This is a genomic window from Microcoleus sp. Pol7_A1, assembly GCF_036701085.1.
In the GTDB taxonomy this organism is placed as follows: Bacteria; Cyanobacteriota; Cyanobacteriia; order Cyanobacteriales; family Microcoleaceae; genus Microcoleus; species Microcoleus asticus.
Map to the genome: position 1 here is coordinate 1 of NZ_JAUBQD010000082.1, position 25488 is coordinate 25488.

The following is a 25488-nucleotide window of genomic DNA, read 5'->3' on the forward strand; positions in this document are numbered from 1 at the left end:
GAAACATAAACCTATTCATATTCACTCATTTATTTATTATACATCGCTGATGTTATTAAATTTTCATTCCTTACAATATAAAACCAATCATAAAATTAATGACCACAACTGACTACACTCAACTTCATCACTTCCTGACTCGGAAAGATTGGAAAGATGCCGACATTGAAACCAGACAACTAATGCTGCAAATTGCCGGGGCAGATTCCAGACAAGATCGCCTACTCACAGCCAAGGACATTCAAAATTTTCCATGTTCCGAGTTAAAAAAGATAGATCGACTCTGGGTTAAAGCGAGTCGTGGACGTTTCGGATTTAGTGCGATCTCAAATCTCTATCAAGCAGTGGATGAGGATTATTTTGTCCTGGCAGATCGAGTGGGTTGGCGTAGTGAAAAAGATTGGATCGATTACAATAAAATTAATTATACTATTGATGCTCCTGTTGGGCATTTACCGATAACTTGGCTGGTTCCTACTTCATTTTGGATGTACTGGAATGCTCGCTTTGCTAGTGCTGGATGGAGGTTAATTCTCAAGCGAATAGCTGAATGTAACTTGTAAGATTTGCTCCTAGTCTATCCTTTCCAGTTCCTATCGAGATCAATTATAAATTATTCGGAATTGTATTAACTACAGCTTTTTTGGGCGCTTCCGTATTACGAGCTCTGGGCGGTGACTTGACAAATCCTGTTTGTGAAGATTTGTTGGCTAATCAAAACATTGACATCTGTATTAAGTGACCACGAAAAATCATTTCCCCGAAAATTCTTGATTTCAATTTTCCGTATATACATAGTCTTATTTTCCTTATTTTTTTGTTGTTTCTATTAAATAAATATCAATAGGTTCGATCGATATAATAGATAGATGGCGTTCAAAAGCGTTGTAGATATTTGTACTGTTCGTTTTCTATTTGCTTTCGCAACTGTCAGTCTAGTAAAAACTTTATATCGATTGTGGAGCGGTTGCGATCGCCTAATTAAACAGAAACAACCCCGGATCGACGTGGAAAAACCTTCCCAAAGCCTCAGCTTGTTGCTTGGTGATTTCTAGCCGATCGTTAATTACCTCAACTACAGCCTCGCGCGAACCCATAATTTCTAATAAATCGGTTGCGTCTAGACTCCGAGCCTCCATCAAATGCAGCAGCCTTGACTGTGGTGTTGAGGCATTAATTTGATAGTGCTTGTCTTCAAAATCATCAATCAGTTTTACCAGCAGTTGTAGCAGCGCTTCTTCTTCGGAATTCAGATTTTTAGTAGAGATTAATTCTTCTACTATCTCCAGAAAAAACTCGTTTTCTTCTTCGGTTTTGATAATCCGAGGCTGATACTTAGAGAGCAATTTGCTGTAAATATCTCTATTAAAAGTAATCGTCATTTTTCCAGTTTTCCTTATCATACTCGGCGTGAGTTAAAACGTATTTTATATAAATGATTTGCTGTTCATAATTAATACTCAGGATTAAGCGATATTTATTTCCTTTAATATTAAAAACTGTAAAATTTCCAACTGCCTCAGCTTTGGGATAAACAGCTTGAACTTCCACGAGGTTAGCCCAAACGGCTTTACTAGCAATTTTATACCAGTCATCGAGGGCTTCGCACGAATCAGCGTGACTTTGACAGTATTCTCTTAATTTTTTCCGACTGATAACGTGCATTTAGCGATCGTTCTGATGTTTTCTAGATATAGCAGAAGGAAGAAGGAAGAAGGAAGAAGGAAGAAGGAAGAAGGAAGAAGCAGTAATAGCAATGGTTTCAGCGATTAAGAATGTCCTAACCGTCTTGGCGGTTGCTATATCTCAACAAAGAACACGAGAGAAATAGAGGCAGAGCCTCTTGAAATTGATTCCCAGGCAAAGCCTGGGAACGAGAGAGGTGCGCACTGCGCACCCCACAGAAACCCTAGCTGCCACCAATCCGAGCGACATCGCGAGCGTTTTCTTCAAATGCAGCCGTCAGCGCATCATCACCGCTTAAACCCGATGCGATCGCCCTTTCAATAGCCTGCAACACCCGCTTATAATCCCTCGGCATCACCTTCACAAACACCGGCACCATCTCATCCCACGCAGCCAGAACCTTCGATGCCTTCGCACTTCCAGTCAAATCAACGTGAGTTTGAAGCATCTGCCACAAATCGCTAATTTCCTCAACATCCTCCAATTTTTCCAAATCCACCATCGACATATTGCAGCGAGTAGCAAAATCCCCCGCTTCATCCAAAATGTAAGCCACACCGCCACTCATACCCGCTGCAAAATTGCGCCCGGTTTCGCCCAACACTACAACTTTGCCGCCAGTCATGTACTCGCAACCGTGATCGCCCACACCTTCAACTACTGCGTTAACGCCGGAGTTACGTACCCCAAAACGTTCGCCCGCCATCCCTCGGATGAAAACCTCGCCGGCTGTCGCGCCGTAAAGCACTACGTTACCGACAATCACGTTTTCTTCCGCGACAAAGGTAGAAGCTGGCGACGGATACAGGATGATTTTGCCACCGCTGAGCCCTTTGCCCAAATAGTCGTTAGCTTCGCCTTCGAGCTCCAGGGTGACTCCCTTGGGAACGAATGCGCCAAAGCTTTGCCCAGCGCTGCCTTGGAAGTGGAGGTGCACCGTGTCATCCGGCAAACCTTCCCAGTTGCGTTTGGTGATTTCGTTGCCCAGAATTGTGCCGACAACGCGGTTGACATTGGTAATCGGCAGTTTGGCGTGGACTTTTTCACCGTTTTCGATCGCACCTTTGCACAAATCCAACAACACAGTCATGTCGATCGACTTTTCTAAACCGTGATCCTGCGCCATCTGACAGTAACGGCCGACATCCGCGCCAACCTCCGGCTGATAAAGGATTTTTGAGAAATCCAAACCCTTAGCCTTCCAGTGTTCCACCGCTTGCTGAGGTTCCAAAACATCAGTCCGCCCCACCATTTCATTCAGCGTGCGGAAGCCCAACTGCGCCATAATTTCCCGGACTTCCTGCGCGATGAAAGTCATAAAGTTTACCGTGTGATCGGGGTCGCCGGTAAAATTTTTCCGCAGCAGCGGGTCTTGCGTCGCCACGCCCACCGGGCAAGTGTTCTGGTGGCAAACGCGCATCATGATGCAGCCCAATGTCACCAGCGGCGCGGTCGCAAAACCGAATTCCTCAGCGCCCAAAAGTGCAGCAATTACTACATCGCGACCGGTTTTCATTTGACCGTCAGTTTCTACGACAATCCGGCTGCGGAGATTGTTGAGTACCAAAGTCTGGTGAGTTTCCGCCAGTCCCAATTCCCAAGGTAATCCCGCGTGTTTGATCGAAGTCTGCGGCGAAGCGCCGGTTCCGCCGTCGTAGCCGGAAATCAACACGACATCGGCGTGGGCTTTTGCAACCCCGGCCGCGATCGTCCCGACTCCAACTTCCGACACCAGTTTGACGCTAATCCGCGCTTCCCGGTTGGAATTTTTCAAGTCGTGAATCAATTCGGCCAAATCTTCGATCGAATAAATGTCGTGGTGAGGAGGAGGCGAAATCAATCCCACACCCGGAGTCGAGTTCCGCACCTTCGCAATCCACGGGTATACTTTTTTACCGGGCAACTGTCCGCCTTCACCTGGTTTCGCGCCTTGCGCCATCTTGATTTGCAGTTCCCGCGCTTGGGAAAGGTACAAGCTGGTAACGCCGAAACGCCCGGAAGCAACTTGTTTGATCGCGCTGTTTTTCGAGTCGCCGCGATCGTTCGTCCAAGTGTAGCGTTCCGAGTCTTCCCCGCCTTCACCGGTGTTCGATTTGCCACCAATGCGGTTCATGGCGATCGCCAGAGATTCGTGGGCTTCTTTAGAAATCGAACCGTAACTCATCGCCCCAGTTTTAAAGCGTTTGAGAATAGATTCGATCGGTTCAACTTCCTCAATCGGTATCGATTCCCGCTGCTTGAATTGCAACAAACCGCGCAAGGTAAAATGCTGCTGGTTTTGTTCGTTAACCAGCCCAGAATACTGTTTGAAAAGCGTGTAACTGCCCTCGCGCACCGACTTTTGCAGCGCGTGAATTGTCTGCGGACTAAACAAATGCGCCTCGCCTTCTTTCCGCCACTGATATTCGCCGCCGACATCGAGAGTATGTCCGCTGGATGGGCGGTCTGGGAAAGCGTGAGTATGGCGCAAAATTGCTTCTTGGGCGAGGACTTCGAGGTCTACGCCTTCAATCCGCGAGGCTGTCCAAGCAAAGTATTTATCGACTACGGATTTGTTTAAGCCGATCGCCTCAAAAATCTGCGCGCCGCGATAACTTTGAATTGTGGAAATCCCAATTTTCGAGGCAACTTTCGTCACCCCTTTAGTTGCGGCTTTGACGTAGTTTTTGCAAGCAGTTTTGTACTCGACATTTAGCAGCAATCCTTCGCGGATCGAATCGGCGATCGTCTCAAACGCCAAATACGGATTAATCGCGCCGCAACCGTATCCAATAAGTGTCGCAAAGTGATGCACTTCCCTCGGTTCGCCGGATTCGAGTACGAGTCCCGCCCGCGTGCGCGTACCTTTACGGATCAAGTGGTGGTGCAGGCCTGCAACTGCCAGCAGCGCCGGAATTGGGGCTTTGTCGGGACTGATCCCCCGATCGCTCAAAATGATGATATTCACCCCGGAGGCGATCGCGCTGTCTGCTGCTCCAAAAACCTCTTCTAAGGCTTGTTCGAGACCTTTTACCCCGCTTTTGGGGTCAAACAAAATCGGCAGTGTAATCGACCGGAAATTGCCCTCATTTACGTGTTTGAGCTTAGCTAATTCTTCATTGCTGAGAATCGGCGTTTTCAGTTCAATCAAATGACAGCTTTCCGGTTCTGGTTTGAGCAAATTGCGTTCAGCGCCGATCGTAGTTTCGGCAGAAGTTACAATTTCTTCGCGGATAGAATCGATCGGCGGATTGGTAACTTGAGCAAACAACTGCTGGAAGTATTCGTAAAGCAGTTTTGGGCGGTTGGAAAGCACCGCCAGCGGCGTATCCGCACCCATCGCGCCGACAGCTTCCACGCCATCTTTTGCCATCGGCGCTAACAGCAACCGCAGTTCTTCAAAGGTGTAGCCGAAAGCCATTTGCCGCTGGATCAATGTTTCGGGGTCGGATTCTGGCAATGCCGGCGCATCTTTCAGTTTGGCGATTTCGACCATGTGCTGGTCTATCCACTGGCGGTACGGGTGTTCTGTGGCGATTTTGGTCTTAATTTCTTCGTCAGAGACGATGCGGCCTTCCTCGGTATTTACTAGGAACATCCGCCCCGGTTGCAAGCGGCCGTTGGATGCAATTCGTTCTGGGGCGATCGGCAAAACTCCCGCTTCCGATGCCATAATTACCAAGTCGTCTTTGGTAACGCAGTAGCGGGAAGGGCGCAAACCGTTGCGATCGAGCACTGCCCCGATTGAAGTACCATCGGTAAAGGCGATCGAAGCTGGGCCGTCCCAAGGTTCCATCAAGCAAGAATGGTATTCGTAGAAAGCCTTTTTCTCGTCACTCATGGACTCGTGGGCCGTCCAAGGTTCGGGAATCATCATCATTACAGCGTGCGGCAAAGAACGCCCAGCCAAAGTCAGCAATTCCAAAGCATTGTCAAAAATCGTCGAGTCGCTACCTTCGATGTTGATTAAATTCGGGATTTTCTTCAAATCGTCTCCGAACAACTCCGACTCGAACAGCGATTGCCGCGCGTGCATCCAGTTAATGTTGCCACGCATCGTGTTAATTTCGCCGTTGTGGGCGATGTAGCGGTAAGGGTGCGATCGTTCCCAGCTCGGAAAAGTATTCGTGCTGAAGCGCGAGTGAACTAGGGCTAGAGCGCTTTCCATGTCCGGGTCGTGCAAGTCGGGATAGTAATCGCCGACTTGCACCGGCATTAACATACCCTTGTAGACGATCGTCCGGCACGAGAGAGTGGAATTGTACCAGTAGGGGTCTGTGTTAGTCCTGCGAATCGCATTGTGAGCTCGTTTGCGGATGACGTACAGTTTCCGCTCGAAAGCCGCCTCGTCGATACCTGCGGCGCGCCGCAGGAACACTTGCTGCATGAAGGGTTCGCTAGATTTGGCGGTTTCGCCGAGGGACGAGTTGTCCGTGGGAACATCTCGCCAGCCGAGCACTTCCTGGCCTTCTTCTGCCGCGATTTCCTCAAAAATGCGCTGCCCGTTTTCCCGTTCAGTTCGATTTGGCGACGAGTAAATCGCGCCAACGCCGTACTCGCCGGCTTCTGGAAGTTCGATGTTTAGGGCCGCGGTTACTTTCTTGAGAAACTTGTGGGGCACCTGCATCAAAATGCCCGCCCCGTCTCCGGTGTTGGGTTCGCAGCCGCACGCGCCCCGGTGGTCGAGGTTCAAGAGGATTGTCAGTGCCTGCTCGACAATTTCGTGGGATTTGTTACCCTTCATGTGTACGATGAATCCGACTCCGCAAGCGTCGTGCTCGAACTGCGGATCGTACAGGCCTTGTTTTGCTGGCAGTTCGTTGCTGTTCATTTTGATGTTTTCCTAAAAGTGACGAAAAAATTGCGATCGGCAGAGTACCAAGCTTTTTATTGTACCTAATCTGTATTTTCTAATCATGTCTGCTTGTAACTTTTAAGCTTAAGAAAATTGTTATATCTCAGCAGCCATGATTCATTAGCCATTAGCGATTAGTCATTAGTCCGAAGAAAAATTCTCTCCCTGTCCCTCCCTGTCCCCCTCTCTCGCCCTCTCCCCCTCTCTTCCCGTCTCCCACTCCCCCCTCTCTTCTTCCCCCGTTAAGCTTCTTTAAAGCACAGGCCTTTGAGAATGAAGATTTGATGTAGATTGGGGCGATCGCAAATACGGGGTTACAACTGCTGTGATGATTTTGCTATGGTGGTCAAGGTGGGTCGATCGGGCAGAGCATACAAAAGTGCAAAACTCTACAGTCCGCTAACCAGTCCGCGCGATCGGACTTCGGTTTTAAGGATAAATTAGCTAATATCACAATCCAACGTTGTTTACCACAGGATTCAACAAGCAATCCTCAAGGAGTGAAAATCATGGTACAGATTCAAGAAATTTCTCAAGTATCTACTCTGCACGCACCTGCTGCACCCAACGGAATAGCCGCTACAGAATTGCGGCCTTGGGGTTCATTTACAACTTTAGAAGAAGGCCCAGGATATAAAATTAAGCGGATCGAAGTTAAGTCCGGACACCGCCTCAGCCTGCAAATGCACCACCACCGCAGCGAACACTGGATCGTGGTTTCTGGTACTGCAAAAGTTACTTGCGGCGAAACAGAAATTGTTCTGTTTACAAATCAGTCTACCTACGTTCCTCAGTGCACTTCTCACCGCCTGGAAAATCCGGGAGTTATCCCCCTGGTTTTAATTGAGGTGCAGAATGGCGAATATCTCGGAGAAGATGATATTATCCGCTTTCAAGACGATTATGCTCGTAATGAAAAGGCTAAGTAACTCAAGTTGCTAAAGATATAGCGGTAAGGTGCGCTGCGGCGCACCCTACATTCTCCGGGTAAGGTGCAGGGCTAGGCGCACTCTAAATTTCTCAAAACTCAACACTACTCCCAAATTATTACCAATTACCAATTACCAATTACTCATAATGATTCATCTGAGCAAAACAGCAGCAACAGAAGTAACGCGCCTCAAGTCGAAGCATCCGAACCCCAATGCTTTATTTCGTGTGGGCGTGGAATCGAGCGGCTGCTCGGGTTTGTCTTATACAATGGCATTTGACGATGCGCCAGCCCCAGAAGACGCTGTATGCGAGTCGGAGGGAATTTCCGTTGCGATCGACCCCCAGCACTTAAAATATCTCAATGACCTCACCTTGGATTATTCAGAAGACTTGATGGGTGGAGGTTTCCGATTTCACAATCCCAATGCCGCCCAAAGCTGTAGCTGCGGCAACTCCTTTTCTGCCAAGGAATAATCAATACGATCGCACTCAAAGACTTAGAAAAATTCCAAAAAACTTTCAAAGAAGCCGAGACTATCAATATCGACGCCAGTTCAGAATTAGCAATTGACGGCAATGGAGATATACACCATGGAAGGCAGAGCACTTACAGAACTCGATGAGTTAAGAATGCTGGAAGCACAAGGAAACGCCTGGGTGCGGGTGGGAGCAAAACATGGGTAGGAGTTTACATCACAAGAAGCCGTCAATAAGCATCAATAAGTTATCCAAGAACTATCGCGGCTATGGCAGCGAAACTGAAGCGGGTGATATAGCAATCCTATTTAATTCGCAAACAGACCTCACCAAAGGCTGGTTTGTAGTGAGGAATAAAGTCCTCTTTTCAAGCTTTTAATCAAGCTGGCGTACCGAGAATAGTCCAGTGCATTAACTGTTGCCATTCGGGAGATTGAGCTAACAAATCTGAATCCAATTCATTGCCCGCATCCTGCGAAAATTCGGCGAAACATTCCACCCAATTAATTACTGTTTCCACAGGCAAATAAGGCGTATAATTCCAAGAACGCTGCAAAAACTCTACCATCTCAACAGAATGACCGGTGCGGTGCAAATACCAAGCAATCCAAACTAAGGTACTGTACTTGATTTGCTTTTCCAACAAACGTATTTTATCCGGCAATTCGGGGCGGGAAAAAAAATTGTCCATGACTGCAGCGAGGGATTTAGCCTGGGGTAAACCTTTGTACATGGCGCTTTGTTCGTGCTGGCGGTAGCAAACAGTTACTTGCTGCAGCCACTCTGCTTCGCATCCCATTAAGGCTAAACGCAGCACTAAATCTGTATCTTCTGCCGGGGGAAATCGAGGGTCAAATCCCCCGGCGCGCTCTAACCAATGCCGGCGAAATACCATCGCGCTGGGTAATACAGGTTTCCATCTGAGCCACATTTCTAAGTCTAATTTAGGGACGTTTTGCCAGGGCTTGACATCTTTTAGCGGTTCGCCTTTACTGTTGACTAGACGCCAGCCGCTGTGGACTATTCCTAGATGTGGTTTCGCTGCAAATACAGCCATTTGTGCGGCTAATTTGTCGGGAAAAAAGTAGTCATCTGCATCTAGAAATGCGATGAATTCTCCTCGCGCTAGTTCGATGCCGCGATTTCGGGCCATCGAAACTCCTTGATTTTGTTGGTAAATGTAGCGAATTCGATCGCCATATTTCTCTAAAACTAAATTGGTGTCGTCTCGGGAGCCGTCGTCTACTACAATAATTTCCCAGTCAGCAATTGTTTGGTGCAGCACGCTATCTACTGCTTGGCCGACGTAAGCAGCGCAGTTGTAAGCCGGAATCACCACGCTTACCTGTGGGTTTCGGTCGCTCATAATTAATATCTAGTTTGATGGATCAATAGTCCGGACTGTTTTAGTTCGTAGTCTGAAACCTTCGATTTTTCGTTGGTAGCTCGATTGCCTTGGAGCCTTGAAACCCTTATTCTACGGTTTGCAATCAAAAACTGTCCGAAGTATTGATGGATTATACCATTTTAAATTTTATATTTTAGTAGGATGCCCCGAAGGCTGACGCAGCCAATAAGCGATGCTTTGTGAGTATAATTTGGGTTCAAGAATTTGCCAAGGTAAATTGGTGCGAGTTCAATATATCAGGGCGGCGAATTGCTAAAGGGTGGCGATCGCCTTTTACCTTCAAATACTTGTCAGCTATTTGCAAAACCTGTTCTGGATCGGCCGGCTTGCTCAAAAAATCGGAAGCACCTGTAAATTTCGCTCGCGTGCGGTCAATTATACTGTCTTTACCGGTCAAAAACACGATCGGAGTTTCCCGAAAAGCCGGTGTCTTCCGCAAAAAATTGCACAAAGCAAAGCCGCTTGTCTTGGGCATCACCACGTCCATAAAAATTAAAGCAGGCTTGTGTTTGGCCAGAATGCCCACTCCCTGCATCGGGTCTTGAATTTTTAGGACTCGATACCCCTCCGGCAATAAAATTTGCTCTAAAAATTCGCATACTGTCGGACTGTCATCGACACAGGCAATCAAAGGGCGACCCGGTTGGGCGATCGCCGCGGCAAGGCGCCACTGTTCTATAGGTGACGGCAAGTCTGGTACTGTTCGGAAATTTACTAAACCTTGCTTCATGTAATTAACTAAAGCGCGAGTTGCCACTGTCACGCACTGCTTTTTCTTAAATGCAATATCCCAAAGAGTATTCTCGCCGTTAAATACGTTAGCCAAAGCGATCAAAGAATTAGAACTAAATCGATTTTCCTGCAACTTGGCCGACGCTTTTAAAATCGGTGCTTGTTCTGGATCTACCAGCCACAAACCCATTTCTTTCCACTTCTGCCAAATTTGTTGTGTAGAGCACATAATCTTCTCTACTTCCGTCAAAGACAGCAGTAAAGAAGAGGTAATTGTAGAAAAATATTTTTGGGACGGACGCCACTCGCGGCGCAAACCCGATTGACCCATCAGAGCAAAGAACACTTCCGAAAGGCTGGTGTGGACGATCGCCCTAGCTTGTTCTAAACTCATTTCGCTGGCTGCTACCCCTCGCTGAAGCAGTTGATATTCCCAGAGTTCTCCAGCATCTAGGTCTCTGAGATCCACTTGAAAGTTTCGACAGTGTTGCCCGATCGCCCTGTACCAGCGCCTCGATCTGTGCGTTCCTCCTGTGGCATAAACCAAACAACCCTGAAAAAAGTAAAGTTGCCACTGTTGTTCCCCTTGTTCTAACAACAATTTCCCCGTTGCTTGTTTCTGGCTGAGTACAGCCAGAGTATGGGACAACATTTTGTATCCGATTGCGGTAGCAGACATATCAACTCGCATCCCCTGTACTCTGTTTGTACCATTATATCGCTGCTCAGTTGTGAAATATAACAGTAATATTACTGAATTTGGCTCAATAAAAACAACTAATCCTGCGAATTTACCCCCCTCAGGGAGTGATTCCCCTCAGGAGTTTTAGCTATGAAGATGCAACGCCTATTTGCACGATTAACTAACAAATAAAATACTGCTTCTGACTAATAACTAATTCCCCTCGCTATCTTTCGGAGGTACTGGATCGTAACCCCCTGGATGAAAAGGATGACAGCGCAAAATCCGCTTAACCGCCATCGATCCGCCGCGGCCCGCCCCAAATCTTTCTATTGCTTCGATCGCGTATTGCGAACAAGTTGGTTGAAATCTACAAGCGTTAGGCAGGTAAGGAGAAATCCCCATTTTGTAGCCTCGGATTAATCCGATCAGCAATATTTTCACAATTTTTACCTCAGCGATTGATTAGATTAATAGCAAAATCTCGTTCTGTACCGCTGTAAACTAGGTGAATCGAGGGCATTCCCAGCGGTTAGAACTCCGCCAACTTTTGCAGTAACAATTATACCTATTTTCATTTTTTTTTAGATAACTAAAGCACAATTTGAGGAGATAATATGGTACTTGTATCTGAGTTCGCTACTTGACCGATACCTAAAAATTTACCGTCTCGATCGTAAACCTGCAAGGGATAGGGAGGTTGGGGTATTGGGTTGTGGAAAGGATTGTTGCTAGTTTCCTCCTCTCCCCCGATCGGCGTTTCGGGAATCGGGAGGCGTTGTCCTTGAAACCAGCGTTTGGTATATTCAGGGGAAAGAACGATCGCGCCTAAATGTCCCAAAACCGCCGATGGCAAAATCGGGCAGAATTTATCCTCCTGCAATTGCAGTTCTAATTCTTCAAAACTTAGACTTTGGTCGATCGAAAAACCGCTACTTTCAGTGCGAGTCAAACGGGCTAAAGTACCGCCTGCATTCAACACAGCGCCCAAATCCCGCGCGATCGCCCGAACGTAAGTACCGGCCCCGCAGGCGATCGACAAATCCAATTCAGGAAAATCCCCCGACCGCCAATCCAAGATTTCCAGCCGAAAAACCTCAACATTTCTAGCAGCAACCTCCACAGTTTCGCCTTTTCTTGCTAACTCATAAAGGCGTTTTCCTCCCACCTGAACAGCACTAAAACTCGGTGGAAACTGCTCAATTTTTCCTATAAACTTTGGCAGTGCAGCTTGCACTTTTTCCAAACTCAACTCTGGCACCGGTCGAGAATGGATAATTTCTCCTTCTAAATCGTCAGTAGCAGTAGTTAAGCCAAACCGAATCGTGCCTCGGTAAGCTTTATTGTGTTGGAGAAATTGCAGCAGTCTGGTTGCTTTGCCCAGGGCGATCGGTAAAACGCCAGTCACAGCAGGATCGAGGGTTCCTCCGTGTCCAACTCGCTTGAGTTTCAATAGCCGGCGCACTCGCCCCACGCAGTCGTGAGAGGTCATACCGGCAGGTTTGTTGAGATTGAGAAAACCGTCAGTAGTCATTAGGAAGAAGGAAGAAGGAAGAAGGAAGAAGGAACAGGGAAGAAGGAAGAAGGAAGAAGGAAGAAGGAAGAAGGAAGAAGGAAGAAGGAAGAAGGAAGAAGGAACAGGGAAGAAGGAACAGGAAAGAAGGAAGAAGGAAGAAGGAAGAAGGAAGAATGCAACGGGCAATGTATGGGATTTAACTGATATAAACAAGCAATCAAAAGAAAATGAAAAGTTTTAGAATTGCTTTATTTTTGCTCGCTAAAGCTAACGTTACTCACAAGGGGAAAGCGGTTTTTAGTTAAAAATTTCAACATTAAAAACTTAAAACTAAAAAGTCCCCGCCAGCCCAATTATCAATTCCCAATTCCCAATTACCTCTTCCCGATTAAACAATAAAGTCGGCCTGACTGATAGAAGCGCGGGCAACTCCGAATAAAGTAGCCAGAGTTTGCTTGGTGCTTGTAAGCTGAATAATTGTACTCGGCGAAGTTCCTGCCCCAGCGGAAATGGTGAGTTGGCTAAATGTGAGCCCGGCAGTCAAGCGAATTTGATCGGTACCATTAGTAAAATCTGTAATCACATCCCCCTCTGTCAAACGCCCGATCGCAAAAGTATCGTTTCCGGCGCCGCCTGTTAAAGTATCATTGCCGCGATCGCCTGATAAACAGTCATCGCCGATGCCACCAACCAGCGAGTCATCGCCGGCACCCCCAAAAAACGTGTCATTACCCGCGCCGCCCAACAAAGTATCGTTGTCTTGGTTGCCAAACAGCAAATCATTGCCGTCCTCGCCGCTTACCGAGTCAGAACCTTTGCCACCGTAGAAAGTATCCTCGCCCACGCCGCCCAAAACGCTGTCGCGGCCGGCACCGCCGAACAGTATGTCATTGCCAGCGTCGCCCAGAATTGAGTCATCGCCGTCGCCGCCGTAGAGGGAATCGTTTCCCCCTAAGCCGAAAATGGTGTCAGGGCCACCCAAACCAAATATCAAGTCAGCGCCCCCAGTACCTCTGAGGGAGTCGGGGCCGCTGGTGCCACTCCTGCCGCTAGCTGCCCCTCCGGTACTGGTACCGGTGGCGGGGGTTGGGGTTGTGACTCTGGGAATTGGTTGAGATAGTCCTGCTGATGGCATGATTCTGAAGATGGGTAGAAATTTGCCATTCTAACTTAGCTTAAAACCGGAAGCTATAAGCTCGCCAACCCCCCAGATCGGAAATATCGATCGCATCCGCCACAGCATAAGATTCGCACAAAAAGCCCTGCACCATAGAGCCGTCCTCCAACACCAGCGTACCAATTCCCAGGGGCGGGGGAATTTTAGTGACAAATCGGCCGAAAGCCGCGATCGACAACTCCCAAACTTCCACCTCGATCGCACTACCGCCCTCGTTCTGGCGCACCAATCCCGGCTTGGGAATCGCAGTACCCGTCAAAGCGTACAGCCTGTAAATCGGGCTGGTACGGCAGGCGCGAACCAAAATGCCTCCCCCCTCAATTAGTTGATAATTCAGCGGCTCACCCATCAAATGAGCGCCAACCACGGCTATTTTGACTTGTTCTTCTGAGGAAGATTCGGCTGCGATGGCGGGTTCCGGGAGGTTTGGCAGCGGTAGGTCAGTTGCGCCCAAAGTTCCCCCCAAGCTGGCGTGGAAAGCAGATCCCAGGCGGCAGAGCGATAAATCGTGCCACGCAGGAGCCATCAATGTCAATCCTGCGGGCAATCCGCTGGTTTGAAACCCGCTGGGAACTGCGATCGCGCACAAATCGAGCAAATTCGCAAAGTTCGTGTAGCGCCCGAGATTGGTGTTGAGCGCGATCGGCTCGGCTGCTACTTCTGCGACAGTATAAATCGTGCCTGTCGTGGGTACAGCCAAAACATCCATTGACTCCCACTGAATTTCTGCTTGCTGGCGGAGTTCGGCCAATCGATACGACGCGCGGTAGGCAGAGACGGCATCGTAGCGTTTGCCGCCGCTGATAATTTCGTAGACGATCGGATCGATATCCTCTGGGTGCGCGTCGAGGAAATCGCCGATCGCGGCCAACCTTTCTGCTACCCAAGGCCCGCCGTAGAGCAGTTCGGCAGCCTCAGCAAATGGTTTGAAGTCAATAGGTGCGATCGTGCAGCCCAATGATTGCAAGCGCGCGATCGCCTCCCGGTAGCGCTGTTCGGCTTCTGCATTCCCAAAAAATTCGAGTTCGCCGTCTCCGGGAACTCCCACCCGTAACCTGGATAAATCTGGCAAAACTTTCGTTTCAGGGCGACGAGAAAACGCATCCTCAGCGTCAAAACCGCTGGCTACTTGCAGCACCGAGGCCGCATCCGCACAGGTGAGAGCGAACACTGAAACGCAATCGAGCGATCGCACTGCCGGCAGCAGGCCGCGAGTGCTGAGCGAGCCGCAACTTGGCTTCAGCCCGACAATGTTGGTAAAAGCAGCGGGAACCCGCCCCGAGCCTGCGGTATCGGTACCCAGAGCAAAACTCACCAATCCGGCGGAGACTGCTGCTGCGGAACCGGAACTCGATCCGCCGGGGATGTAGCGCCGATCGAACGGATTGCGACAAACTCCATAGGGCGTGCGGGTTCCCACTAATCCTGTGGCAAACTGATCCATGTTAGTTTTGCCGATCGCGATCGCACCTGCCGCGCACAGGCGCTCTACGACTGCAGACGATCGCGCTGGAGTGCTAGCAAACGCAGGACATCCCGCCGTAGTGGGAACGCCCGCCCAATCGAGATTATCTTTGATCGCAAAAGGTATCCCGTAGAGCGGCAATTTTTGCGGGTCTAGGTTTTGCAAGGCTTTGGCGCGTTCGAGGGTTTCCGCCAGCGGTGCTAAATAAATCCATACTGCCGGATCTGCATAGCGTTCGATCCGATCGTACACGCTCGCTATCGCATCTGCGGGCGCGAGCGAGCCGGTGCGGTAGCGATCGAGCAGCGAATGAATGTCGAGACTGTGACTGTAGTTAACTTTTTCCATAATGCACCGTCAGTCGATTTTAGATTTTCGATTTTCGATTGAACAATTGGGTTTACAGGCTTTGCTGGGCGATCGATCGATTTTAGATTTTAGATTTTAGATTGAAGAAATTACTTCACAGGCTGTGTTTGGCTATCGTTATTACAAATAGGATGTTAGTTTACCGCATTGTCGATCGCCTCCGCATCTAGTCTAGGGCGATCGAAATATTTCTCAAAAAATATTCAACCCTTGCCTTGCGGGCGCAAGTCTGGGTGCCCGTAAACTTCGCGATTTCCAACCGCCCGGTTTAATCTGATAAAAACCTTAATTTGACAAATCCGAGAAAAACCATTTTTTGTAACATTTTACACATTTTCGCATCAAGTTTGCTGTTACCGTTTGAAACGTAGCAATCTAGTAAGATTGCAAGCTACAGTATGCTTACCTTTCAAAAAGCTAAGTGCATTGCTGTTACTGACAGTCTCGAATAACTCCTTGGGTTGCAAACAGGACTTATACAGACAAAAACAAAAACAAAATTAACCGCTTCTAGGGTTCCGATTTGAATCAGTTTCTAACTCAGCTTAGAAATTTCAAGTGCTGGTCCGAGAGAAGCAGACTGGTTCTCCCAAGATTTTAATTTTAGGGAAACACTAGCCAGTTACACGGCGGGATAAAAGCCCGGGAGAAACGCGATCGGTCAGCAAGACTCGGTTCGTTAGCTCTCGGGCTTTATCCTTGTATATCAAGGGGGTTTGCGGAAGCTAAGGAAGCCAAAGAAGGTGCAAAAGCTCGATCGACATATTCACCTCTAACCAGCAACGAGAATCTGCTATGAATATCCGATATTGCTCCCCCAAAAGAATGCGATCGCCCTTATCCTACTGCGCCCTATTTTTCATCACCTTGTTTTTCGCTGTCGGCTGCGTCAACCCGGCAATTTATATCAAAACCACAACAGAAAGCGAAGCAGCTTCTTCAGTAAGTGCTGATGCAGTTAGCCTCGGATTTAGCGCGTGGCCAGGCTGGTTTCCGTGGCAAATTGCCAAAGAGCAAAAGATATTTGAAGCCAACAATGTTCCTGTAGACTTAAAATGGTTTGACGGCTACTTAGAATCGATCAGCACCCTCACAGCAGGACAGATAAATGCTAACAGCCAAACCCTCGGCGATACAGTAAACTCTATATCCGGCGGTGCCGACCAAGTAATTGTTTTAGTCAACGACAACTCCACGGGAAATGACAAAGTGATTGTCGCCGAAGGCATCAATTCCGTTGCCGATTTAAAAGGCAAAAAAGTTGCAGCAGAGGAAGGTACAGTCGATCACTTTCTATTGCTGTTAGGGCTGAGAAAAGCAGGTTTATCAGTGCAAGATATTCAATTTGTACCGCTGGAAACTGGTAAAGCTGCGGCGGCTTTCGTCGGAGGACAAGTCGATGCGGTGGCAGTATTTGCGCCGTTTACCACGCAAGCATTAAAACGATCAAACAGCAAGGAACTATTTAGTTCAAAAGATTTTCCGGGGGCGATTTCCGACCATTTGGTCTTCACGCGAAAGTTTATCGGCGAACACCCCGATCGAGTGCAAGCGCTGGTCAATTCATGGTTTGCAACATTGGAATACATGAAAGCAAATAAAGATAAATCTTACGAGATTCTAGCCAACCGCGCCGGAGTTAGCGTCGAGGAATACAAAGAATATGAAAATGGCACTAAGATATTTACGATCGAGGAAAACTTGAAAGCCTTTCAACCGGGAAATGACATGACATCATTGCAGTTTGCGGCGGCAGAAATGACTAAATTCCTCGTCGATGTAAATTTAGCAAAAACCCAACCCGATATCAGCACATTATTTGACGATCGTTTTATAAAAGCTTATGCCGAAGGTAAAAGCTAAAAGGCATAATTTAGGATTGTGCAGACACAAAAAACCGTAAAAACAATACTTTTTATAATCCCCAAAATCTACTCCAATTACTCGACAAACTGTTCTGCAATTAAATCATGCCACCAAATCCCGAACCCCGATCAATCCAATCCCACCTCAAGCAAAAAAACCTAAATCCCACCGTTTTCTGGCGGATTGCGGAAGAGATACCACAACCCCTCAATATTGGCTTAACGGTAACATCGATCGCACTGCCGCTGCTGCTGTGGTGGCTAGTAACAACCTTCGCCAACGTAGACCCCAAATTTTTGCCTTCCCCCGGCAAAGTTTTAGAGGCATTTGGTCGGCTGTGGAACACTCGCGAACTTTTGAAAGACACAGTAGCGAGTTTGTGGCGGGTGGGAGTGGGGTTTCTGTTCGCCTTGGTTTTTTCCATACCAATTGGCGTGCTGATGGGCAGTTTTCCCAGTATTCGCGCCTTGCTGGAACCAATGTTCGGCTTGATGCGATATATGCCCGCACCAGCGTTCATTCCCCTGCTAATTCTCTACTTGGGAATCGGCGAAGAACCCAAAATTACCCTGATCTTTATCGGTGTCTTTTTCTTCAATTCGCTGATGGTGATGGATACAGTCAAGTTTGTTCCAAAAGACTTGATCGAAGCTACTTATATGTTGGGCGGAAATCGCTGGGAAATCCTAACTCAAGTTATTTTTCCCCACGTTTTGCCGGGAATTCTTGATGCTAGTCGCATCAACTTAGCTGCGGCTTGGCAATTGGTAATCGTCTCGGAATTGATTGCGGCAACCGAAGGCTTAGGCCGCCGGATCAGCGTCGCAGGTCGATTTCTCCGAACCGATGAAATTTTTGTGGGGCTGATTGTCATTGGGGCGATCGGACTGACTTTTGACTTGCTTTTTCAATATCTGCTGCGGGTTTCTTGTAAATGGTCAAGTCAGAAACAGTAAGCAGATGTTGAAGGAAGAAGGAAGAAGGAACAAGGCAGTGGTGTAAAATAAAATCGAAACCCACGCTAGATATCGTTGTTAGTCCTAAAATTTACAGATTTTGGGAATAAAAAAATCAAATTTTTACTTACATTACAGAGGATTTACTCATGTTTCTGCAAATCAACAATCTGCACAAAAACTTTGAAACGAAAAACGGTAAATTAGTTGTCCTCAAGGACATCAACATGAGCATCAAGCAAGGCGAATTTATCTGCGCGGTAGGTGCATCCGGTTCGGGCAAATCTACTCTGTTGAGGCAAATTGCCGGATTGGACAAGCCGACAACAGGGGAAGTGAAAATTGATGGCAAAGAAGTTGTTTCGCCTGGGCCGGATCGAGGTATGGTATTTCAGCATTACACTCTTTTTCCTTGGATGAACGTGCAGGAAAATGCCGAGTTTGGCCTCAAACTTCAAGGCCTGTCCAAGAAAAAGCGGCGCGAACAAGCGAGCTATTATTTGAGTGTGGTAGGATTGACGCAGTTTGCTTCGTCGCTACCGAAGGAATTGTCGGGCGGGATGAAACAGCGGGTGGCGATCGCCCGCGCCCTCGCTTCTGAACCTAAAGTGTTATTAATGGATGAACCTTTCGGCGCATTGGATATCCACACTAAAGAATCGATGCACGAATTCATGCTCGATTTGTGGCGCCGCACTCAGATTACAATCTTTATGATTACCCACGATGTCGAAGAAGCGGTGTTTCTTTCCAATCGGATTTATGCTTTGGGCGCTCGCCCCGGTACAGTGAGAAAGGAAATGTCGATTAATTTGCCCGATCGCACTCCCAGCGTTAAACGCCACGCCAAATTCCACGATTACCGCGACGAACTCATGGATTTGATGCGGAAACACGGACAGGAAGCAGTTGCAATGGCTGCTTAAATAGAAATAGGTTTGTAGTTGCACTTTTTGCACCCGCGCCAAGAGTACAACGGCCAACCTAAGTAAGTGGAAACTTAACATCTTGCACCATTGTCAATTACCTATTTAGGAACGGGCAAGATGCCCGTTCCACAATAAAATTGAGTTGTGTGGAACGGGCATCTTGCCCGTTCTTGAGGATGCTGCAAAATATCAGTGGAAATAAATATTACTTTGGGAGAGGGCGGGTTGTGCCGCTACAAAATACTATTGTTTTATTTCGCTGACCTACCCAAATACATCAAGAGGAACTTATGGTGCAACTATCATCGATCAACACAAACTCAGAAATTGATTCAAGCCTCGTATTAGTCGAAGAAACCGTACCGGGCGGCGCGTACTGGTCGGGGGTCATCAAGCGGGGAAACACCCTGCGAATCACCGATTTAGAAGGCTCTCGCGGCGTTTCCATGCTGTGCTACAACGCCGACAATGCGATCGAACGTTTCAACGCAGCAGACACCGCCAAAATTCAATTCAACGCCTTTCTCAAACAAGGCATGGTGATCTACACAGACATGGGGCGCATCCTATTTTCCATCACCCAAGACACCTCCGGCTGTCACGATTTGCTAGGAGGATGCAGCAACGCCATTAGCAATGCCAAAAAATACGGCGAAGGAGACTGGAAAAACTCCCGCGACAACTTCCTCAAAGCCCTAAGTCGGTGGGGATTGGGCAAAAAAGATATCATGCCCAACCTCAACTTATTTACTCGCATTGCCGTCAAACCAGACGGCACGATGGAGTTTCGCGAAGGCTGCGAGAAACCGGGTAGTTTTATCGATTTGCGAGCCGAAATGAACGTATTGACCATTATCTCTAACTGCCCCCACATCCTGCATCCGGCTTCAATTTACGATCCAAAACCCATCCAAATTCAGATAGTGAAAACCCCCGCACCCGCACCAGACGACTTGTGCCGCACCGCCAACCCGGAAGCCGTGCGCGGGTTCATCAACACCGATGCTTTGTTCGTGCAATAGACTCGATTCCAGCCCTCAATCTTGTCCGCACCAATCGGCGGTAAAAAAATCTGCAATTCCATCACAAAAAGTGAACCATGACTGCAACCACCCAACAAACTCTCGATCCAGAAACAGCAATTTATAACGAAGTTTTACCAGCCAGACATCCCTGGTCTCGCGTCATCAAAAAAGGACAGATTCTTCGGATTGTAGATTTAGGCGGAAATCAAGCAGTAGATTTTTTAGTTTACAATGCCGATGACCCTTCCGAACGCTACAGCGCCCCCGATACGATCGTCAATCAAGGCAACATCTTTGTCACTACAAACAGCCAACTCATTTCCAACGAAGGGCGAGCCATGATGACCATAATTGCTGACTCCTGCGGGCGGCACGATACCTCCGGCGGCGCCTGTAGCTGCGAGAGCAATTCGGTGCGGTTTGGGCTAGATAAAAAATACCAGCACGCCTGTGTTGAAAATTTCCTCGCCGCAATTCTTCCCCACGGTTTGGGTAAGCGAGATTTAGTCAGCAATATCAACTTTTTTATGAATGTTCCGGTTAGCGAAGATGGCACGCTAGAAATTGTTGACGGCATCTCCGATCCGGGAAGTACAGTTGATTTGCGAGCCGAAATGAACGCGCTGGTTGCTATTTCTAACTGCCCGCAAATGAACAATCCTTGCAATGCTTACAATCCTACGCCGATTCAGTTGATTGTTTGGGAAGCGGTGTAAAATAGCGTGGGTACTGCCTCCGCAATCTTTTTAGGGCCGGGATCTCGTGAATTGATGCCAACAAACACGTTAAACGTAGTACCGATCTGCTGTCTGACGATTAGGGTTCGATCCCCCCTAGCCCCCCTTAATAAGGGGGGGACAAGAGCACTCAAAGTCCCCCTTATTAAGGGGGATTTAGGGGGATCGAGACTGGGCTACCAGCAAGAGATACGGAGGGTTTCAGCCTTAAGTTGACACCAATAGCTCTCGTGCTCACCCCACAATAAAATTTAATGTTTGTGGAACAGGCATCCTTCCTTTTAAGCAAGAATAGTGCCTGATGTAAGTAGACACCAATGCAATTAGCAATTACCAATTATCAATTACCAATTACCTAAATGTTTAACAAAGTTTTGATTGCAAATCGCGGTGAAATTGCTTGCCGAATTATCCGCACGCTCGATCGCCTCGGAATTGCTTCGGTAGCAGTATATTCTGAAGCCGACGCCCGCGCCAAGCACGTTTTTGCCGCCAGCGAAGCAGTTTGTATCGGTGCAGCCGCGGCAGCCGAGAGTTATTTGCGGTTCGATCGCATTCTCGAAGTTGCGCGCCAAACAAAAGCTCAAGCTATCCATCCGGGTTACGGCTTTTTGAGCGAAAATGCTGAATTTGCCGAAGCTTGTGCAAGCGAAAATATTGCATTTATCGGCCCTACTCCGAGTCAGTTGCGCTGCTTTGGATTGAAGCACACCGCGCGGGAAATAGCCGCTGCAAATCAAGTGCCGCTAACTCCCGGAAGCGAACTTTTAGCAAGTTTGGAGGATGCGGAAAAAGCGGCTGGGGCGATCGGCTATCCGGTGATGCTCAAAAGTACCGCAGGCGGCGGCGGCATTGGTTTGCAGGCTTGTTTTGGCGATCGAGATTTGGCAGAAGCATTTGAAAAAGTACAGCGTTTGAGTCAAAGCAATTTTAAACAAAGCGGCGTTTTTTTAGAGAAATACATTCAAACAGCCAGGCACATTGAAGTCCAAATTTTTGGAGATGGCAAAGGAAACGTCATAGCCTTGGGCGAGCGAGATTGTTCGGTGCAGCGGCGCAATCAAAAAGTAATTGAAGAAACCCCCGCCCCTGCTATTAGCGACGAACAGCGAAATCAGTTGTACGGTGCAGCCGTTCGGTTGGGAAAAGCCGTAAATTACCAGTCAGCCGGTACTGTAGAATTTGTCTTTGATGTCGATGCGAAACAGTTTTATTTTTTGGAAGTCAACACGCGCTTGCAAGTTGAACACGGCGTTACTGAAGCTGTCAACAACATCGACCTCGTTGAGTGGATGGTAAAACAGGCTTCTGGAGATTTGTTCCCTTTGGAAGAGTACCGCTATCGGCCGCAGGGACACTCAATTGAGGTGCGAATTTATGCGGAAGATGCCGGCAAGAATTTTCAGCCGAGTTCCGGGTTGCTGAATCAAGTTGCGTTTCCCGAAAACGTCCGCTGCGACAGTTGGATAGAAACCGGAACGGAGGTTACTCCTTTTTACGATCCGCTGCTAGCCAAAGTAATCGTTTGCGGGGATAATCGAACGCAGGCGATCGCTCAACTCAAAGCTGCTTTAGATGCCAGTGAAATAGCGGGAATTGAAACTAATTTAGATTACCTCCGCCAGATTTTGGACGATTCCCGATTCAGCCGGGGCGAACTGAGCACGCGCTTTTTAAACTCTTTTGAATACGCACCTTTAACGATCGATGTATTGGATGGGGGAACCTACAGCAGCATTCAAGATTATCCGGGGCGGATTGGCTATTGGGATGTTGGCGTGCCACCTTCTGGGCCGATGGATCATCTGGCATTTCGATCGGCAAATCGTTTAGTAGGAAATCCCGAATCCACAGCAGGATTGGAATTCACAGCGACAGGTCCTACTCTGCGCTTTAATGCCGATACAGTTATTAGTTTGACTGGTGCAATTATGAAGGGAACGCTAAACGACGAATCGGTGCCGTTTTGGACAGCAATTCCCGTAAAAGCTGGCAGTATTCTCAAGTTAAAAGCCATTCAAGGCGGCGGGTACCGCACTTATTTAGCGGTCAAACACGGCTTTAATGTCCCCGATTATTTGGGCAGCAAATCAACTTTTGTACTGGGCAAATTTGGGGGACACGCGGGCCGCACGCTGCGTCCGGGAGATGTGCTTAAACTGCTTCAAACTGCCACTCTGGAAGCGGAATTATCTTTGCCTCCGGAACTAATTCCCACCTACAGCAATAATTGGGAAATCGGCGTTTTGTACGGGCCTCACGGCGCGCCGGATTTCTTTACTGAGTCAGACATCGAAATGTTTTTCTCTACAGAATGGCAGGTGCATTACAACTCGACGCGGACGGGCATTCGGCTGATCGGCCCGAAGCCCACCTGGGCGCGTCAAGACGGCGGGGAAGCGGGTTTGCACCCGTCTAACATTCACGATAATGCTTACGCGATCGGCACGATCGATTTTACTGGTGATATGCCTGTAATTCTCGGTCTTGACGGCCCGAGTTTGGGAGGTTTTGTCTGTCCTGCTACTATTGTGCAGTCGGAATTGTGGAAAATCGGGCAACTGAAACCCGGGGACAGCATTCGCTTTCACTGTTTGAGTTTTGCTGAAGCTTTGCAGCGGGAATTAGCACAAGATAGGCAAATTGCTACTTTTAGTTTGCCTGTTTTTGGGGAAAATGCGGAGGAATTGCCCGCAGTTCCAGTTTCTCCAATTTTGTACGAAATTCCCGAATCTCCGGGACAGGTTGCTGTTACTTACCGTCAAGCTGGAGATAAATATATTCTAGTTGAATACGGCCCGTTGGTGCTGGATTTAAATTTGCGTTTTCGGGCGCACGCATTGATGGAACAGTTGAAAGCAAATCCGTTGCCGGGTGTTATCGAATTAGTACCGGGAATGCGATCGCTCCAAATTCACTTTGAGGGCCGCCAGATTTCGCAACAGCAGCTAATGCAGGCGCTGATTGCGGCGGAGGCGGAACTTCCGGCGATCGAGGATTTGGAAGTGCCGGCGCGAATTGTGCACTTGCCTTTATCTTGGGAAGATGAATCGACGCTGTTGGCCATTGAAAAATATATGCAGTCTGTGCGATCGGATGCACCTTGGTGTCCCAGCAATATTGAGTTTATTCGCCGCATAAACGGGCTTGACAGCATCGAACAAGTCAGAGAAATTGTATTTAATGCTAGCTATTTAGTGATGGGTTTGGGAGACGTTTATTTAGGCGCGCCCGTCGCAACTCCCCTCGATCCGCGCCACCGTTTGGTTACTACTAAATACAATCCCGCCCGCACTTGGACTCCTGAAAATGCAGTTGGCATTGGCGGCGCGTATTTGTGCGTTTACGGGATGGAAGGGCCCGGAGGTTATCAATTTGTCGGCCGCACGGTGCAAATGTGGAATCGGTTCAAACAAACGGCGGATTTTCAGTCTGGTAAACCTTGGCTTTTGCGCTTTTTTGACCAAATCCGATTTTATCCGGTTTCCCATGAGGAATTGCACCGCTGTCGGGAAGCATTTATCGAAGGGAAGTTTAAATTAAAGGTTGAGGAAATCACTTTTAATTTGAGAGAATACAATGAGTTTTTGCATTCTATTGCTAACAGTGCGGCTGAATTTAAAGCGCAGCAGCAGGCCGCATTTAATGCAGAGCGCGATCGCTGGGCAGCTTCCGGGGAATTTGACGCTGAAGCTGCCGCTGAAGCGTCGGCGGATGCTGCTTCTGACACAGCGGCGGAGGTTACTTTGCCGATCGGTTGTGAGGCAGTTGTCGCTCACGTTTCGGCCAACGTTTGGCAGGTGCTGGTTAATGTTGGAGATGCGGTTGCAGAGGGCGATCGCCTGTTAATTTTGGAAGCGATGAAAATGGAAATTGCTATTACGGCTGATGTTGCGGGGACTGTTGCCGAGTTGTTTTGTGAAAAGGGGCAAACGGTGACAGCCGGACAAATTCTCGTGGCGGTTCAATCCCATTAAAGATACTTCAAATCCCCGCAGTAAAAATCTTTTTCCCAAACAAAAAGCGCCCCTATTTCTAGGAGCGCTTTTTGTTAATCTCAGACTAAAACTTAGCCGTTGATAGAAGGAGCAACCATTGCTACTGGGGTGACTTCACTAGCAGCCAAGTCGAGAGGGAAGTTGTGAGCGTTGCGCTCGTGCATGACTTCCATACCCAAGTTAGCGCGGTTGATCACATCAGCCCAAGTGTTGATGACACGACCTTGAGAGTCGATAATCGATTGGTTGAAGTTGAAACCGTTCAAGTTGAAAGCCATCGTGGAGATACCCAAAGCGGTAAACCAGATGCCGACTACTGGCCATGCACCTAACAAGAAGTGCAAGGAACGGCTGTTGTTGAAGGAAGCGTATTGGAAAATCAAACGACCGAAGTAGCCGTGGGCTGCGACGATGTTGTAGGTTTCTTCTTCTTGACCGAATTTGTAACCGTAGTTTTGCGATTCGGTTTCAGTTGTTTCACGAACCAAGGAAGATGTTACCAAGGAACCGTGCATGGCAGAGAACAAAGAACCGCCGAAGACACCAGCTACTCCCAACATATGGAACGGGTGCATCAGGATGTTGTGCTCGGCTTGGAACACGATCATGAAGTTAAATGTACCGGAGATACCCAAGGGCATACCGTCAGAGAAGCTGCCTTGTCCGATGGGGTAGATCAAGAATACTGCGGTGGCTGC

19 protein-coding genes, 1 pseudogene and 1 riboswitch are annotated in these 25488 nt (G+C 48.2%); of the genes and pseudogenes, 10 read left to right on the forward strand and 10 right to left on the reverse strand.

The genetic code is table 11. The features are described from left to right. Nucleotides 1-98 precede the first annotated feature (98 nt). Nucleotides 99-563, forward strand: coding sequence for a GUN4 domain-containing protein (locus QUA20_RS28515; protein WP_333193384.1), 465 nt, complete (start codon nt 99-101; stop codon nt 561-563). Nucleotides 564-977: 414 nt separating this feature from the next. Here QUA20_RS28515 and QUA20_RS28520 read toward each other — a convergent pair whose 3' ends face one another. From QUA20_RS28520 to gltB, 3 genes are all read right to left on the reverse strand, one after another. Continuing rightward, a complete protein-coding gene (locus QUA20_RS28520) occupies nt 978-1382 on the reverse strand; it encodes a transcriptional regulator (protein ID WP_333193386.1) in 405 nt (134 codons plus the stop codon). Further along, complete coding sequence (locus tag QUA20_RS28525) at nt 1366-1665, reverse strand: type II toxin-antitoxin system HigB family toxin (protein WP_333193388.1); 300 nt, start codon at nt 1663-1665, stop codon at nt 1366-1368. The genes QUA20_RS28520 and QUA20_RS28525 overlap by 17 nt, the downstream gene beginning before the upstream one ends. A 244-nt stretch (nt 1666-1909) precedes the next feature. Further along, complete coding sequence (gene gltB / locus QUA20_RS28530) at nt 1910-6496, reverse strand: glutamate synthase large subunit (RefSeq protein WP_333193391.1); 4587 nt, start codon at nt 6494-6496, stop codon at nt 1910-1912. A gap of 533 nt (nt 6497-7029) precedes the next feature. Here gltB and QUA20_RS28535 point away from each other — a divergent pair. Continuing rightward, nucleotides 7030-7449, forward strand: a complete 420-nt coding sequence (locus QUA20_RS28535; RefSeq protein ID WP_190732468.1) for a phosphomannose isomerase type II C-terminal cupin domain — start codon at nt 7030-7032, stop codon at nt 7447-7449. Between the two features lie 148 nt (nt 7450-7597). Next, complete coding sequence (locus QUA20_RS28540) at nt 7598-7927, forward strand: HesB/IscA family protein (RefSeq protein WP_172190011.1); 330 nt, start codon at nt 7598-7600, stop codon at nt 7925-7927. Between the two features lie 382 nt (nt 7928-8309). Here the strand turns inward: QUA20_RS28540 and QUA20_RS28545 are convergent, their stop codons facing one another. The 4 genes from QUA20_RS28545 to truB form a co-directional block, all read right to left on the reverse strand. Then, nucleotides 8310-9296 (reverse strand): glycosyltransferase, encoded by a 987-nt coding sequence (locus QUA20_RS28545; protein WP_333193396.1) that lies wholly within the window; start codon nt 9294-9296, stop codon nt 8310-8312. A gap of 238 nt (nt 9297-9534) precedes the next feature. Beyond that, entirely contained in the window at nt 9535-10749 is a 1215-nt protein-coding gene (locus QUA20_RS28550; RefSeq protein WP_333193399.1) for a response regulator, read from the reverse strand. 216 nt (nt 10750-10965) lie between these two features. Continuing rightward, nucleotides 10966-11196 (reverse strand): membrane protein insertion efficiency factor YidD, encoded by a 231-nt coding sequence (yidD, locus tag QUA20_RS28555; RefSeq protein WP_333193401.1) that lies wholly within the window; start codon nt 11194-11196, stop codon nt 10966-10968. Between the two features lie 148 nt (nt 11197-11344). Beyond that, the gene (truB, locus tag QUA20_RS28560; RefSeq protein ID WP_333193402.1) at nt 11345-12286 is read right to left on the reverse strand and encodes a tRNA pseudouridine(55) synthase TruB; all 942 of its coding nucleotides are present in this window, start codon (nt 12284-12286) and stop codon (nt 11345-11347) included. On the opposite strand from truB, the gene QUA20_RS28565 reads away from it, so the two are divergent. Further along, nucleotides 12264-12509: a hypothetical protein gene (locus tag QUA20_RS28565; protein WP_333193404.1), complete on the forward strand. Its 246-nt coding sequence runs from the start codon at nt 12264-12266 to the stop codon at nt 12507-12509. The genes truB and QUA20_RS28565 overlap by 23 nt on opposite strands. 147 nt (nt 12510-12656) lie before the next feature. Here QUA20_RS28565 and QUA20_RS28570 read toward each other — a convergent pair whose 3' ends face one another. Both QUA20_RS28570 and atzF read right to left on the reverse strand, forming a co-directional pair. Beyond that, complete coding sequence (locus QUA20_RS28570) at nt 12657-13403, reverse strand: calcium-binding protein (protein WP_333193407.1); 747 nt, start codon at nt 13401-13403, stop codon at nt 12657-12659. A gap of 40 nt (nt 13404-13443) precedes the next feature. Next, on the reverse strand, nt 13444-15258 hold the full coding sequence (gene atzF, locus QUA20_RS28575) for an allophanate hydrolase (protein ID WP_333193409.1): 1815 nt from the start codon (nt 15256-15258) through the stop codon (nt 13444-13446). Between the two features lie 520 nt (nt 15259-15778). Continuing rightward, nucleotides 15779-15930, forward strand: a riboswitch (guanidine-I (ykkC/yxkD leader). A 144-nt stretch (nt 15931-16074) separates the two neighbouring features. On the opposite strand from atzF, the gene QUA20_RS28580 reads away from it, so the two are divergent. From QUA20_RS28580 to uca, 6 genes are all read left to right on the forward strand, one after another. Beyond that, entirely contained in the window at nt 16075-17142 is a 1068-nt protein-coding gene (locus tag QUA20_RS28580; RefSeq protein WP_333193411.1) for an ABC transporter substrate-binding protein, read from the forward strand. 107 nt (nt 17143-17249) lie between these two features. Continuing rightward, nucleotides 17250-18101, forward strand: a complete 852-nt coding sequence (locus tag QUA20_RS28585) for an ABC transporter permease (RefSeq protein WP_333193413.1) — start codon at nt 17250-17252, stop codon at nt 18099-18101. A 149-nt stretch (nt 18102-18250) separates the two neighbouring features. Further along, the gene (locus QUA20_RS28590; protein ID WP_333193415.1) at nt 18251-19027 is read left to right on the forward strand and encodes an ABC transporter ATP-binding protein; all 777 of its coding nucleotides are present in this window, start codon (nt 18251-18253) and stop codon (nt 19025-19027) included. Nucleotides 19028-19320: 293 nt separating this feature from the next. Further along, a complete protein-coding gene (locus QUA20_RS28595; RefSeq protein ID WP_333193417.1) occupies nt 19321-20052 on the forward strand; it encodes an urea amidolyase associated protein UAAP1 in 732 nt (243 codons plus the stop codon). 77 nt (nt 20053-20129) lie between these two features. After that, entirely contained in the window at nt 20130-20771 is a 642-nt protein-coding gene (locus QUA20_RS28600) for an urea amidolyase associated protein UAAP2 (RefSeq protein WP_333193419.1), read from the forward strand. A gap of 380 nt (nt 20772-21151) precedes the next feature. Further along, entirely contained in the window at nt 21152-24769 is a 3618-nt protein-coding gene (uca, locus tag QUA20_RS28605; protein ID WP_333193421.1) for an urea carboxylase, read from the forward strand. A 92-nt stretch (nt 24770-24861) separates the two neighbouring features. Here uca and QUA20_RS28610 read toward each other — a convergent pair. Then, nucleotides 24862-25488, reverse strand: a pseudogene (locus QUA20_RS28610) (photosystem II q(b) protein); the annotation flags it as partial.

Bases quoted from the DNA above. Each gene is read 5' to 3' on its own strand.
- QUA20_RS28515 (WP_333193384.1), top strand. From the start codon at position 99: ATGACCACAACTGACTACACTCAACTTCATCACTTCCTGACTCGGAAA.
- QUA20_RS28520 (WP_333193386.1), bottom strand. From the start codon at position 1,382: ATGACGATTACTTTTAATAGAGATATTTACAGCAAATTGCTCTCTAAG.
- QUA20_RS28525 (WP_333193388.1), bottom strand. From the start codon at position 1,665: ATGCACGTTATCAGTCGGAAAAAATTAAGAGAATACTGTCAAAGTCAC.
- gltB (WP_333193391.1), bottom strand. From the start codon at position 6,496: ATGAACAGCAACGAACTGCCAGCAAAACAAGGCCTGTACGATCCGCAG.
- QUA20_RS28535 (WP_190732468.1), top strand. From the start codon at position 7,030: ATGGTACAGATTCAAGAAATTTCTCAAGTATCTACTCTGCACGCACCT.
- QUA20_RS28540 (WP_172190011.1), top strand. From the start codon at position 7,598: ATGATTCATCTGAGCAAAACAGCAGCAACAGAAGTAACGCGCCTCAAG.
- QUA20_RS28545 (WP_333193396.1), bottom strand. From the start codon at position 9,296: ATGAGCGACCGAAACCCACAGGTAAGCGTGGTGATTCCGGCTTACAAC.
- QUA20_RS28550 (WP_333193399.1), bottom strand. From the start codon at position 10,749: ATGTCTGCTACCGCAATCGGATACAAAATGTTGTCCCATACTCTGGCT.
- truB (WP_333193402.1), bottom strand. From the start codon at position 12,286: ATGACTACTGACGGTTTTCTCAATCTCAACAAACCTGCCGGTATGACC.
- QUA20_RS28570 (WP_333193407.1), bottom strand. From the start codon at position 13,403: ATGCCATCAGCAGGACTATCTCAACCAATTCCCAGAGTCACAACCCCA.
- atzF (WP_333193409.1), bottom strand. From the start codon at position 15,258: ATGGAAAAAGTTAACTACAGTCACAGTCTCGACATTCATTCGCTGCTC.
- QUA20_RS28580 (WP_333193411.1), top strand. From the start codon at position 16,075: ATGAATATCCGATATTGCTCCCCCAAAAGAATGCGATCGCCCTTATCC.
- QUA20_RS28585 (WP_333193413.1), top strand. From the start codon at position 17,250: ATGCCACCAAATCCCGAACCCCGATCAATCCAATCCCACCTCAAGCAA.
- QUA20_RS28590 (WP_333193415.1), top strand. From the start codon at position 18,251: ATGTTTCTGCAAATCAACAATCTGCACAAAAACTTTGAAACGAAAAAC.
- QUA20_RS28595 (WP_333193417.1), top strand. From the start codon at position 19,321: ATGGTGCAACTATCATCGATCAACACAAACTCAGAAATTGATTCAAGC.
- QUA20_RS28600 (WP_333193419.1), top strand. From the start codon at position 20,130: ATGACTGCAACCACCCAACAAACTCTCGATCCAGAAACAGCAATTTAT.
- uca (WP_333193421.1), top strand. From the start codon at position 21,152: ATGTTTAACAAAGTTTTGATTGCAAATCGCGGTGAAATTGCTTGCCGA.